6 protein-coding genes, 1 tRNA gene and 1 other RNA gene are annotated in these 13661 nt (G+C 63.0%); 1 reads left to right on the plus strand and 7 read right to left on the minus strand.

Annotated elements, in window-relative coordinates; all coding sequences use genetic code 11:
• Position 1 precedes the first annotated feature (1 nt).
• From E3227_RS03415 to ffs, 3 genes are all read right to left on the minus strand, one after another.
• On the minus strand, positions 2 to 532 hold the full coding sequence (locus E3227_RS03415) for a suppressor of fused domain protein (RefSeq protein ID WP_144317542.1): 531 nt from the start codon (positions 530 to 532) through the stop codon (positions 2 to 4).
• Entirely contained in the window at positions 529 to 1800 is a 1272-nt protein-coding gene (locus E3227_RS03420) for an aspartate aminotransferase type Ic (protein WP_006839254.1), read from the minus strand. Before E3227_RS03420 ends, E3227_RS03415 begins: the two co-directional genes overlap by 4 nt.
• Before the next feature lie 253 nt (positions 1801 to 2053).
• An RNA gene (gene ffs, locus E3227_RS03425) (signal recognition particle sRNA small type) lies at positions 2054 to 2150 on the minus strand.
• Positions 2151 to 2274: 124 nt separating this feature from the next.
• Between ffs and E3227_RS03430 the strand changes: the two genes are divergently transcribed.
• Positions 2275 to 2363, plus strand: a tRNA-Ser gene (locus tag E3227_RS03430).
• A gap of 49 nt (positions 2364 to 2412) precedes the next feature.
• Here the strand turns inward: E3227_RS03430 and E3227_RS03435 are convergent.
• From E3227_RS03435 to E3227_RS03450, 4 genes are all read right to left on the minus strand, one after another.
• Positions 2413 to 3678, minus strand: a complete 1266-nt coding sequence (locus E3227_RS03435) for an ATP-binding protein (protein WP_246062731.1) — start codon at positions 3676 to 3678, stop codon at positions 2413 to 2415.
• Between the two features lie 106 nt (positions 3679 to 3784).
• A complete protein-coding gene (locus tag E3227_RS03440; RefSeq protein ID WP_144317543.1) occupies positions 3785 to 7120 on the minus strand; it encodes a DUF499 domain-containing protein in 3336 nt (1111 codons plus the stop codon).
• Positions 7121 to 7232: 112 nt separating this feature from the next.
• A complete protein-coding gene (locus E3227_RS03445) occupies positions 7233 to 10001 on the minus strand; it encodes a DUF1156 domain-containing protein (RefSeq protein WP_144317544.1) in 2769 nt (922 codons plus the stop codon).
• Between the two features lie 25 nt (positions 10002 to 10026).
• Positions 10027 to 13425 carry a helicase-related protein gene (locus E3227_RS03450; RefSeq protein WP_144317545.1) on the minus strand — a complete coding sequence of 1133 codons (3399 nt, stop codon included), beginning with the start codon at positions 13423 to 13425 and terminating at the stop codon, positions 10027 to 10029.
• Between the last annotated feature and the right edge of the window lie 236 nt (positions 13426 to 13661).

A 13661-nucleotide genomic window follows, 5' to 3' on the forward strand; every position in this document is an offset into this window, starting at 1 on the left:
CTTAATCCACCTCGCGGCCCCAGTCCCCAACGCTCGTGCCGCGGCGGCGCAGGCGCGTCTGAAGAGCCGGGTAACCGCGCTCGCGCAGAATCGCGAGCTCCTCGTCGCTGAGCAGGATCAACTCGAGCAGCAGCGTCATAACACCCGGCTCATTATAAAGCGGGGTGCCCCGGGAGAAAATCTCGGGTTCCCGCAGGTATCCGTGCTGCAGCGCGTGCTGCGGTTGCAGGTCGTCCAACAGCACACCGGGCTGCGCGGGGACGCCGAGCGTTTCCAGCATTCGGGTCGCGGCCACCACGGCACCAGCTACCGCGTGCGGCTGCGCGTCGGCACGGCAGATCAGCTCGCAGCGCACGGACGTGGCCTGGTCATCCTGCATCACAAGACCGGTGTCCACGGTGGAAAACCCGGCGGTCACAGCCGTGGGGAGGCCGTCGATGATGCCCAGGGCGACAGGGCGGGCGTCGGCAAGCGACAAGCTCATGCCCGGCAGAAACGTCGCAATCCAGGCGGCTGCCTCGTCGCCCGTCACGCGCCCAGCTTCTCGACGGCCGCGAGCAGCACGCAGGTGGCCACGCCGTCCATCGCCTCCCGGACCTCCTCGAGCGGAGGCAGAGAGGGCGCGAGGCGGATGTTGCGGTTACGTGGATCCTTGCCGTGCGGGAAGGAGGCACCTGCCTTGGTCAAGGTGATGCCTGCCTGCTTCGCCAGTTCCCACACCCGATCGGCGGTGCCGTCGATGACGTCGAGGGAAATGAAGTAGCCGCCTTCAGGCTTCGTCCACCTCGCAACGTCGTACTCGCCGAGGCGCTCGTCGAGAATCTCCAGCACCGCCGCAAACTTCGGCGCCAGGGAGCCGGCGTGCTTGCGCATCAGTGCGCGCACGCCCTCGGCGTCGCCGAAGTAGCGCGCGTGCGCGAGCTGGTTGACCTTGTTCGGGCCGATCCCGCGGGTCCCTGCGATCTGGGAGTACCAGTTCAGGTTCTCCTTCGACGACGCGAAGAAGGACACCCCGGCGCCCGCGAAGGTGATCTTGGATGTTGAGCTCATGTACCAGAACCGGTTGGGGTTTCCCTTTTCCGCGGCAATGGAAATAACGTCCGGGTTGTCCGGGAACTCATCCGTCAACGAGTGCACGGCGTAGGCGTTGTCCCACACGATGCGGAAGTCCGGGGCGGCTGTTTCCATCGCTGCGAGACGCTCGACCGCCTCGCGGGAGTAGGAGATGCCGGTGGGGTTTCCGAAGATGGGCACCGACCACATTCCCTTGACCTGCGGATCCTGCACCAACTGCTCGATGGCGTCAATGTCCGGGCCGTTTTCCAGCATGGGCACCTGGACCATCTCGAAGCCGAACTGCTCGGTGATGGTGAAGTGGCGGTCGTATCCGGGCACCGGGCAGACCCACTTGACGTTGTCCTCGTCCTTCCACGGACGCTGCGAGTCGTTGTTGCCGAAAGCGTAGGAAAAGGAGATGAGGTCGAACATGATGTTGAGCGAGGATGAATCACCCGCGATGAGGTTCGCGTGGTCGATGCCGAGGACTTCGGCCCAGAGCTCGCGGATGTCCGCGATACCAGCGAGGTTGCCGTAGTTGCGCACGTCCGCGCCGGTGTTGTCCACGTAGTCCCCGGCACCCGGAAGCTCGAGCAGCGCGTTGGAGAAGTCGAGCTGCTCGCTCGAGGGCTTGCCGCGGGTCAGGTCCAGCTTCAGGTCTTTGGCCTTCAGGTCCTCGTAGCGTGCTCGGACGTCGGCGGCGAGCTGGTCAAGTTCGTTCTTCTCAAGATCCAGGAGAGACATCGGGTGCGTCACTTTCGTCGGCGGACAATCTGTGCCCATGGTACGTGGTCGGCGCGTGTCTCCAGGGGCTCGCGCACTGCGTGTTCGACCGGAACGGTTATTCCGGGGCTGCGAAGGCCTCATTCAGCGCTTCCGGTCGAACAGGTACTTCTGGGCCGGCAGGGCGAGTTCGACCGGAACGGGCTGCAGGTGTGTTCAGGAGGGGTTCACGGCGCTTCCGGTCGAACAGGGATTGCGCTTGGCCCCACGGCACAATAAAGGGACCCCACGCACCTGCCAGAGCTCGCTGACCCTTGCTGCGTTCCCGCCCTGGGGGAGTTCACAAGATAAGCACCGCGTGGGATCCTGCACCTCACTCTAGCCGGTCGCCCCAGCAACCTCAAAAGTCCTCCCCGCCTGTGAAGTGACCTGGCGTTTTGGCCCACAATTCGGAATCGGCTAAAGTTATGCCCCGACGCCTCAGGCGTTTCTTTTGGAGGATTCGACTAGCGGCCTATGTCACACGCCTGGAACGCGTGCGGGTAGCAATACCCTCGTGGGTTCAAATCCCACATCCTCCGCCAATGTCAACCCCCGGCGCTTGCCGGGGGTTTCTTGTTGCCAGGCGGCACCCTAGAGGCCCAGGGCGAGGAAGGGAAACGTGCAGATCTTGTCTTCGGTGGTGTAACTCATCCCAGTCGCGGTGATAACGGCTGCGAAGGATGGGGGCGTGCCGGCATCGATTTGGTCGAGTGCCTTGCGCAGGCGGCGGACCCCCTCATCGACCTGGCCGTAGCCAAGCTTGACTTCGACGGCACCCCAGCGGGCGTCGTCAAGCACGATGACAGCATCAATCTCATACCCGTTAGAGTCGCGGTAGTGGTACACGCGACCCCCGAGGGCTTCCGCCATGACCGAAAGGTCGTGAACCACGGCCGACTCGAACAAAAAGCCAAGCGTTTCAGGATCGCGGCGCAGGCTCTCCGCCGTCGCTCCTAGAGCGGCTGCAGCCAGGGATGCGTCGGCGAGGTGGTATTTCCTACTGGTCCTCAGTCGCGCCTTTGAGCGCAACCGGGGGGCCCACGCAGGGACCGATTCGAGGACAAATATCCTTTCTAAGGTATCGACGAGCATCGCGACCGACTCAACACTTATCGAGGGCGCCACCGACTTGAGGTCCTTGCGAATGGTGGCCTGGGTTACCTCTGAGGCGGTCACACGCGCGAGGGATGCCAGGAGCTGGTCGAGGACAATCGGATCGTGCCGGAAGTCGTGGAGACGGTAGACGTCCGTGCGCGCCGTCTCAGAAAGGTAAGCACGAAGTGGACCTCGCGATTGTTCGGGCGAAAGCGAAATGTGAGCGGGAAAACCGGAGGTTAAGAGTGCCTCGAGGTTGTCATCAAGGCTGAACTGGGTTGGATCGGTTGGAACATCTGCCCCGCTAAAGAGCTCATTGAGCGCGACGCGCGGCTGCGATTTCCCCTTCTCCGCCCACGTGAGGGTGCGCTGCCGAATGCGGAGAAAACGAGCGGCACCGCTGTGCCGCGTAATGTCATCGCTCGGAATGGCAGAGCCTGTGAGGATGTAGTTGCCGAAGCCCTCCGCTCGGTCCACCTGCCGGCGCACCTGATTCCATACTTCGGGCCTCAGCTGCCATTCATCAATCAGGCGCGGCCTTTCCCCTATCAACGGGTAGTCGGCGTCAATATCGGCAAGCGTAACCGTCGCAGGATCGTCCATAAACACGGCCGAGGCCGCATGCGCGACACCAGTCATTGTCTTCCCACAACCGCGCGGCCCTTCAAGCACGACGGCTCCGTGTGCGGCGAGTGCTTCCTCCACCTGCTTATCGACGAACCGCGGACGGTACTCCCGCCCGAGAACTACTCCCGTATCCACGCCCACCAGCCTATTCGGATTTCTGCAGACTTTCTAGGTCGAGGTATGCAGACTTTCTAGGTCGATTCGTGCAAACCTGACATCTGGCACCGAAAGGCTACAAGCCTCAGCTAAACTCCGAGAACTTAAACCCGAGCTGCGCCGCGTTTTCCTTGATCACCCGGATCGTGGAATCGGGAAAGCCTGCCGGAAGCTCCGCTTCAATCTCAACCGTCACGCGCATGCTGGCACCTGAAGCTCTGAGCATTTCCAAAATCTCGTTGCCGATGGTGTAGAAGCCCGATGCGTACGATTCACCGTCCACTGGTGCCGCACCACGGTATCGTGTTTTCACCAACACCTCAGGCGCCGAGGGCGCGGGGGTAATCGGAGTGTCCACATCCAGGTCAGGATCCGGCGAGGGCGTCGGCGCGACCGGCTCCGGTTCAACGACCTGCTGCTGCGCGAGCTCAATAGAGAGCAACACAGTCGAGTCCGTGACGTTGAAGGAGCCCGTCCCCGCCGGCGGAATCACCATATCGAGGTACCTGCCTGAGTCTGGGTCTTTGCGTGCCGCAATGGCAAACTTCTCAGAATCGACCATAATGCGTTGGGTCGCACCCGCGATGGCGGAATCGAGAACCTCCCTGCGTGCAAGCCGCATCATATAGGGGAAGCGCGTGAAGTATCCCCACAGCTCACCGACCGTGATTTCCCCCTGTTCATCCCAGATCGCGCCAAGCTGGTCGCGCATGGTCATCCCGAGGGTCTCCGCGCCGAGGTCCGCAACGAGCTGCCCACCGCGAATCAGCTGGGCAGCAGCGCGCTCCGGGATTGTCCCGGCGCCGGATCCCATTTTGTCGTGCTCCACCGTGAAGGGCTGCGTGGCGTCATCCATCTCGGGGTAGAGCAGGTGCGAGTAGGCCGAGATGATCTTATCGTCGACGGATTCGTTGAATCTCCGCCGGTTCTCAACGGCCTGGCGCGTCTGCTGCGCCGAGAGGTTGAGCGCGTCCGCGTCTTCGACAACAGAATCCCACGCGAGGAAGTTGCGCACTGCGGCATCCAGGCTCTCGAGCTCGGCGCTGTCGGCCGCGGCGAAGACCAAGGTATTGCGGAACACTCGCGGAGTTGACCCCCGCTGCTCGATCGTGTCATGGACCCAAGCGCGCGCGGGGTTAACCTTCCCGCTGCGCGAATACGGGTACTTGGGGTGGACGATGACGAGGGCGACGGTGTCTTGGTCTGGAACGTCACCGCTGGCCGTCGGAGCCGCGTGAATCCGCTGGAAGTGGTTGTCCGGCTTGGCGGTGCGCTGCAGCCTGGTGACCACTTCGTTCCACACGGTGTCGGGGTCTTCGCGCAACCTTTCGGCGTAGTCCGCGGCTGTCTTGGCCACCGAGGGCTGGGTATCGAACCAGTAGTGGCCGTTTTCCTCGTAGAAGAAGGTCGAGCGCTGGGAGAGCTGCTCGAGGGCGCTGCCGAAGTTGCCCAGCTGGTCCCCCGGAACTGCCACGCCCAACCAGACGTACTGCTTATCCAGGCCCTTTCGGGAGGTGCGGGGGGCAGCCCCCATAAAGATTGTGCGCGCGATGCGCTGGGTCACCGATCGCGCGCCGAGCACGGGCTTTTGTTTATCGACGACCGCCGCTGTCGATCCTTCCCCGTCAATGTCGGCGTCGATAATAGGCTTCCAGGAATCCTCCAAGTACTGCGTGAGTTCGGTGCCGACAGCGTTCGATCCCACGGGCACGGTCCCCGGCATGATCATCGGCGATGTGTCGTTCGTGGCCCACAGCGTGGAGACGATGGTGGAGACGAGCTTGAGCACGCCGCGGGTGCGCTGAAACCGCTCGAGAGCCGACCAATCCTCGTAGAGCCTGTCCAAAAGCTCCGGGTGGATCGGGTACGAGCGCTTGATGCGGGTCTCATAGTCGTTGCTTGCGGTGGCCGCCTCGCTGGGGAAGAGCGGGGAATCTTTCCGGTACATCTCCGCGAACAGGCGCGCCGTCGCGCTTATTTGGCGCAGCTGATCGGCATCGGGGTCCCGGAATACTCGGCGCCGGACGATTTCGAAGGACTCCTCCTTCGTCGAGGGGCGCCACTGGTCAGCCACACGCCCGATGACGTTCTGTAGGTTCTGCAGTGCCGCCTTGCCGCGGGCACCACCGACCTCGTTATCCCTGGCCTCACCGTCGGCGGCCTCCTCGGACGCCGGGATGGAGACCAACAGCATCGTACGCGGGGTCGTACGAACTGCCTCCGTGAGCGTTTGCGCAAAGGTAAATTGCGTTTCAAAGCTGCCCGCGTGCAGCCCCGTTGCATCGACGAGCTGGCGGGCGTAGGCCACCCATTCGTCGATAAGGATGAGCGACGGGGAATACTCGCGCAAAACCCTGTGCAGAGACTCGCCCGGGTTCGTGCCGGTGCGGTCGGCCTCCGCGACGATCTCGTACGCCTCAGGCCCGCCGAGCTGCCAGGCGAGTTCGCCCCAGAGCGTGTGCACCTGCGTGCCATCGGGCTTTGTATCAACACTCCCCGGGTGCAGGTACGTGCCAACGAGCACGACGCGGCGCAACCCGAGGCCTTCCAGGTCCACGTTGCCGTTGCTAGCCACGAGCTCCTGGACGTCCTGGGGGTAATCCTTCGCGGGGAGTCCGCTAAACAGGTGGTAGAGGGCCAGCATGGAGTGGGTTTTGCCGCCGCCGAAATTCGTCTGCAGGTTCACCACGGGGCTAGCGTTATCGTCTCCGCCGAAGCGCTTGAGCGCGCGGGACAGAAGATCGCTCAACCCTTCCGTGAGGTAAGTGCGAGTGAAGAATTCGACCGGGTCGGCGTATTCGGCGGCGTGTGTCTCTCGCTTGTGCACTTTGTGCAGGTCGGCGGCGAACTCCGCGGCGGTAAAGTTGCCATTCAGCACGTCGTCGTGCGGCAGGATCACCTCACGCCAGGGTTTCATGCCCGCGCTAGGTTCCACGGAGACGGCCCTCGTGCGGGTATCGCTCCGCGTCTGCTCCTGGAAGACCTGACGCTGTAGCGTCTGGCGCTCTCTGGCTACGTCATCCGCAGAGTCCGATGCGTCGACGGCGCGAAGCAGGCGCTCAATTGTGTCGAGGGCGCGGATTGTGTCGTCCGAGCTGAGGGTTTTGCCGTGCGCCCAATTGTCGCGCACTTCCCTCAGCTCGGAGGCGTAGGACTGCTGGGGACGGGACAGAACATCTTTGAAGTTGTAGCCGTACTCAGTGATGGCCTTCAGCAGCGTCTGCGGGTCGTCCAATTCCATTGAATAGGATGACCTGCCGGTCTTTTGCGCCATGCGCCGTGCCCACACCTCGTTCCAGGGGGTATTTGTCCCGTCCTGAAGCTCCGGAACTGTCTGCATCACCTCGTCGACGGGGTCCTGCAAGCCTTCGACAAGGTACTCGAAGGCTGCGGTCAGCCGCTCCCTGTTGCTTTTCGCCATGACATCTCCCAGGCAAGCCAATAAGCCCCGTTTGGCGGGGTAGTTTTCATTCCTTATGGAATCAATCTACGCAACGCCGCGCTCTTGCGGTGGGATTCCGTCACAAAAGCTTTTAAAACTCCAGGTGGCCCTGGGCACCTACAGGAAGCTCCGCGGCGAGCTGGCGTGCCTTTTCTGTGAGGTCGTTCCACGAGGTCACCAGCGCGTTGAACATGACACCGTGGGAGGTATCACCGTTCTTTTCTGCCTCGTGGTAGAGCAGGAACCCGAGCTCCTTGACGGCGTCTTCATCGACGTGGCCTTCGATGTCGTTGAGCATGCCGGCGACCCTGTCGATGCCGTCGACGCTGAGCGCACCCGTTAGCCGCACGGTGGCTTCCCAGATGCTCACGGATTCGTCGCTGGCCACGTCCCATGCCTCGGCGAGTTCCTCCGGCGGGATGAGGCGCGCCTTGCCGCCGCTGGCCTCGAGGATGCCGCCGCGCACCAGCCCGCCGAGCGATGTGTCGGAGGAGCGGGCAAGCTGGTCGGCGATGCCTGAGCTCTCCTTGCCCCACGCGTAGGTGCGGTACCAGCGCAGCGCGAACCTCGAGTCCGGGTCGAGGTCTGCCTCCTGCTCCCCGAGGACCTCGTCGAGCACCTGGTTGATAAGGATGAGCGCATCACGCACGCCCATGTTGGACCCGTCGGGCTCGCGCACGAGCGAGTAGCGGGAATACACCGCGATGCCCGGGCCGATCGCGGCCTGAGCAAGGTCCACCGGCGCGATGGTCGCCTGCATGAGTGCGCGCAGCGACTCCGGCAGCTCGCGCTTGAGTTCGCGGACGAACGCCCGGCGCGTGGTTGTCGGCGCGTCTTCGTGGCGCGGACGGCAGGCGAGCACGATTGAGGACGCCAACGCGTTCGTGCCGGATGCAATCATGCGAACCGAACCCTCCGTTCTCATTGGCCAGGTCGCGGTGATCTCCCAACCGGCATTCATCAGCCCATCGAGCAACGTGTGCCAGCCCGTCGAAGACGTGCCGGCATCGCGAACGTCCTGCTGCTTGTACGCGTAATAGACGGTCAGCGGAACATCGCTCCTAGCGCCGTCGCGCATCCGCTTGAAGACCTTGTTGAAGCCTTCAACGAAGAACTGCTCCGCACCCTCCCTCCCGCCGTGGCGATACGGGTTGGCGACCAACTCCTCAGTTTTAGGCGTAAGCATGGTGTCAAAGACGCTAGGGAGGATCACCCTCAGTGAGCGCCGCAACCACACGTAGAAGAAGTCCGACAGGTCGGAGTACCCGATGTTGTCGTAATAAGGGGGATCGGTAGAAACAACTAGCCCCGAGTACTCCCCCTCCGCCGCGTCTGCCTGACAAGCTTCTGCTATTGACCGAGCTGGCGAGGTGGATATCACCTTGGTGATCCAAGTGAGCTGGCCGATGAAATTCCCGCTAGAAGCCGAAAAAGGATTAACCTCAGCGTAATCCCACACCATCGGGATAGCTTGCCTCCCGAACACATTTCGCATCTTCTCGCCGGTGTTGTGCCAGCTGCAGAGACTTGACGAATAGTCCGCCATACGCCCAATACTGAGACCGAGGTACGTCGCCACCGCATCCGCGTAAGCCTCCGCACCGCTGCCGCCGGCGTCGAGTCGGGCACCGCGCTCCATACCCGACGTGAGGGCATCGCTAAGCACCTTCTCACGCGCCTCGGAGACCAGGTCACTCAGCGTGGTCAGCGCGACGAGCTGGCGGTTGGTGAAGAGGTCTGCCCAAAGCTTGAAGCCATATGCTTGTACCCGGAACGACGGAGCGACAGGGGGCAGTTTAGCAGTTGGAATTGTTCCAGGGCGCTCTGTCTCAGACGCCAAAACATGCTTGCTAGAAGGAGAAATATAGATCCTGCCGCGAGAATCCTCTCCGACTACTGCAATCAAGTGCGCCCCCATCCGTCCGGCCTTCCCCTCTGACCGGATGTACTTGAGGTCGATCGGCGTGCCGTCGGCAATCGATACCGCCCCCTTGCGCGACACCGTCCCATCCGCATCGCCCTTCGGCCCCTCGGCGTCGTGGCGGACCTCGTAGCGCACCTCGCCGTCGACGACCTTGGCCTCGACCCAGGCTTCCTTGCCCTTCTTCTTGCTCAACCACCACGAACGCACCAGCGGCACCTCGATGGGGTTGGCGGGGTTCGGGTTTTTCACCGTGCGCGCCCAGATCCACGCGATTACCGTGTGCTCGGTGCCGCCTGGCGCCGTGACCTTCGGGTAGAGGTGGCCGATGCGCTTTTCCGCCTCGTCGCGCATCCACTCGCCGTAGAAGCGGACGTCCTCTGCGAGCCCCTCCGCGCGCGACCAGCCGTTCGTAGGCGCGGGAGCGTCCGGGTTCACAGGGGCTTGGCCGGCAAACTTCGGCGGGATCTCAATCATGGCCTTGTTGATAAGCACCGCCAGCGGGTTAAGGTCACTGGCATGTGCCTCGAGCCCGAGGCGCTGCGCCTCGAGCGGGATCGCACCACCACCGGCGAAGGGATCCACCACGGCGGGAAGTTCACCGCCGTTGGATTTTCTAATCTCCTTGCGCGCCTGTGCAAGGAGCTTCTCGTCGTTGGAGTTCTCCCACACCACGAGCTTTTCCAGCAGCCCGTGCAGGCGGGCGCGCTCGGCGTCTTGTTCCTCCTCCGTGGGGAAGAGCTCGGGGTGGGAGGAGGGGTCGTCGACAAGCTGCGCGAAGAGCACCGCGCGTGCGGCCGCGAGCGGGCGGCGCGCCCAGTAGAGGTGCAGCGTCGAGGGGTGGCCATGGCGAATGGATTTCTCGCGGGCGGACTCGGCGTTGATAACCTCGAGCGGCAGGGCGACCTCGATGAGCTTCTTGCGCGGGGTGTCAGTCACTGCATCAGGGTATCAACGCTGCTCACTAGGCCCGCGGATCGATCCCCCTGTTCCAGTGGTAGGCCCACTTTTCGTTAGAGGAGTCCGTCCCCAGGCCGGGGCGGTAGGTGTCGAAGGCGCGGTACACATAGCGGATGTCATCATGTGCAGCCCCGTCGGGAGACAGGCTCACCAGCGACAAAATATGGCGGTTGTCCTCACTCTGGTTTTGCGCAAACTGAATCTCGCTCACCGTCACTGTGAACAAATCGGCGCCGCGAGTACGAGCCTTAACCTCGATGAAGTAAACATCCCCGTTCGCATCGGTGGAGCGAATATCAAAACCCTTGTTGTTGTGCGGCATCTCCTCGGGTGCGCGCCCGAGCGCGCGTTCCGCCGCCATCGTCAGGTCAACTCCGCGGCGCTCCGATTCCTCGGTGCTAATTGCAAAGGTATCCGGATCTTTGTCTTCTTTTCTAGGGCCGACGATACCGGGCGGGAGGACGAGCGCTACCCCGCGGATTACCCCAGGAGCCGCCACGAGGCGGCGCTGCCGCTCGATGTCGGCGAGGCGTCTACCCAGCCGCTCCCGTAACTCCTCGCCCTTGCGCCGGGCTGCCGCCTCCGAGATCTCCTCATCGTGTTTGTCGCCGTCACCGGCAAGGCGCATGGCCTGGCTGTACCAGCGATTGGATTCCGCGGTGAGCCGCTCACGCACCTGCTGGGCAGTGCGATCGAGCTCCGCGTTCCTGCGCCGCACCAGCTCGCCCAGGCGCGGGAGCGCACCGTCCTCGTAGGCCTCGCGAAGCGCCGTAACCGTCACCTCGGCAGCAGGCTTCTTCGTCAGGCCATGCGCGAGCGCATAGGCGTACTCCTCCTCCGACGCGGCATCAAACGACAGGTGGGCTGGGCTCGATCCCGTCTCCACCGCGATGTCGGTCTCCTGCGGGTCAGCCGGGATGACCACGTAGTCGAAGTGGTGCGAGACCACGTCATTCTCCGCCTCAGCCGTGTGAATGGTCTGCTCAACGATGTAGAGCAGGTGCGGGACGGTCACAGGGGTATCCCTGCGATCCACCAGCACTGTACCGGTGGTAAGCGTCTCGGAGAGCTGGTCGATGGTGTGGTTAACCAAGGCGTCGAGAAGCGGGTGCCCTGGCGCGAGCAGCACCGCCTCGGGCGCGCCCTCCACCGAGACCCGCTGAGGCGAAAACGTCACGCGCTCGTAGCTGCGGGCCACCGCACCCCCTGCAGCCCGCGCCCTGGCACAAACCGCGGCGGGCACATGCGTCACCTCGTAGCGGCCCTGCTCCCGCTCGAAAATTCCACCCCCAAAGCGCTCTAGCGCGGACCTGACGAAGGCATCGATGGCGCCAGGCTGTAGTTTGCGCTCGCGTGCGACCTCCATCGCTCGCTTAATCTCAGCGACGTCTGCCTCACCGAGCGTGTCGTGGTCCAAGGCGGTTTCCTCCACGAGCTCGCGCAGGCCCAGCGTGATACCTGCATCGATAACCTCGTTCATGCGGCGCCTTGTGGCGGGATCATCACCGTACCGGATTGCCTTGACAAGCAGGTCTTTGAGCGACTCGTTTTCGAAGGCGTCGCCGTTTCCCAACACGTTGAATAGGCTGCCGTTGTAGGCCTGTCCCATGACCTCAATCTTGCCCAAAAGCGCCGCAAACACGTCACCCTCCCGAGTACCGCCGGCGACCAAGTTCCACAGGTGGCACACTTCCCTCTGACCGATGCGGTGGATGCGCCCGAACCGCTGCTCAATACGGTTCGGGTTCCAGGGAAGGTCATAGTTGACCATGAGGTGCGCGCGCTGGAGGTTAAGACCCTCCCCTGCCGCATCGGTGGCCACGAGGACGACCACGTTGGGGTTGCGCGTGAACTCTTCCTGGATCCGCGTGCGCTCCTTACGGGCTACCCCGCCGTGTATCGCCACCACGGCATCTTGGCTCCCAAGCAGCGCGGTGATTCGCCGATTCAGGTAGTCGAGAGTGTCCCTGTGCTCCGTAAAGACGATGAGCTTGCGCGGTGCACCGTCGGCCGTCGGCGTGCCGAGCACGCGGGTGTTCAAGATCGAGCGCAGTTGCACCCACTTGGAGTCCTCCTCCGCATTGCGCACACTCTGGGCCTGGGCAACAAGCGCGTCAAGCGCGGCGATCTCCGCGCGGAGCTCCTCTACAGTCTGCGAGGCCGTCGCAGCGTCGAGAACTTCCTGCTCGACATCCTCCACCTCGGCGGCGGAATATTCCTCGTCGTAGGAGCTCAACCGCTCCACATCGTCTTCGCTTAACCTGGGATCTACGACCGGGTCCAGGTAACCCTGCTCGAGCAGCCTCGCGCGCTCATCAAGCCGATCGCGCCGCCGCTTGAGAGAGAGCACAATCGCCTCCGGGCTCGAGGCTAAGCGCCGCTGCAGGACCATGAGCGCGAACCCAACCGCGTTACCGCGCTTCCTATCCTTAATGCGTTCCGCGCGACCCATCTGCGTGCGCACATAGTCCGTAACGTCGTCGTACAAGGCACGTTCTGCATCAGTGAGGTCGTAGACCACCGTGTACGCTCGCCTCTCCGGGAAGAGCGGCTTGCCCTCGAAGGTGAGAAGGTCTTCCTTGACCATCCGGCGCATCAGCCCTTCGGTGTCCGTGGTGTGGACGCCGCTGCGGAACTCACCTTCGAACCGATCAGGGTCTAGCAACGACATGAACAGCTGGAAGTCCTCCTCCTTGCCAGCATGCGGGGTTGCCGTCATCAGCAGGGCGTTGCTCGCCGAGCTCACCAAGGCGCGCCCCAATTCGAATCTCCTCGTTGCCTTCACCCCGCCCGCCCACGAGCTATAGTGCGCGGACATGCGGTGCGCCTCGTCGACTACAACGACATCCCAGTCCACCTGCGCCACCGCACCGACGAGGTCCTCCCGCCGCGCCACCTGGTCCATTTTGGCCACGAGAAAAGGGTGCGTGTCCGGCCATCCGTGCTGATGGACCATCGCCGGATCGAACACATCGAAGCGGAGCCCGAACTTCTCCTCCAGTTCGGCGCACCACTGATCCACCAGCCCACCCGGCGCGATGATGAGCGCGCGCTTGAGAGCCGAGCGCAGAAGCAGCTCCTTGAGATAGAGGCCCGCCATGATGGTTTTGCCCGCGCCGGGGTCGTCCGCGAGGAGGAACCTCAGCGGGATACGCGGCAGCAGCTCGCCATAGACTGCACGAATCTGGTGGGGCAAGGGATCCACCGCGGAGGAGTGGACGGCGGCCATGGGGTCGTAGAGCCCCGCATAGTTAATACGCAGCGCCTCCGCCGCCAAACGGAAATCCGCGGCATCGGCGGTGAAAGTGGGAATGAACCCTTTCACCACAAGCTCAAGCGCTTTAGCTGAGAAAACATCAACGCCTTGGGTGGCAATTCCTATGGCCCGGTTTTCTGTGTGCATTGTTCGCCCTTCTTCCGCTGAGGACGATTCTAATGACTCCCCGGTATAACCCCCGCCAAAAGTCTGTTTTCGTACCAACTTTCAATTGCACTACCGGTGCATAATATGCGCCCATACGATGAGCGATTATGAGGACCACTCCCCCACACCCCACATTTGTGGCAACGCTTGCCGCGGTCACCCTACTGGCCGGTGGCGCAGTCGCCGGCGCGTCATCGAGTTCACCCTCTCTCGGT

Origin of the sequence: Corynebacterium sanguinis, assembly GCF_007641235.1 — a bacterium.
Lineage (GTDB): Bacteria > Actinomycetota > Actinomycetes > Mycobacteriales > Mycobacteriaceae > Corynebacterium > Corynebacterium sanguinis.

Coding starts and splice junctions, on each gene's coding strand:
- E3227_RS03420 (WP_006839254.1), bottom strand. CDS start 1,800: ATGTCTCTCCTGGATCTTGAGAAGAACGAACTTGACCAGCTCGCCGCC.
- E3227_RS03440 (WP_144317543.1), bottom strand. CDS start 7,120: ATGGCGAAAAGCAACAGGGAGCGGCTGACCGCAGCCTTCGAGTACCTT.
- E3227_RS03450 (WP_144317545.1), bottom strand. CDS start 13,425: ATGCACACAGAAAACCGGGCCATAGGAATTGCCACCCAAGGCGTTGAT.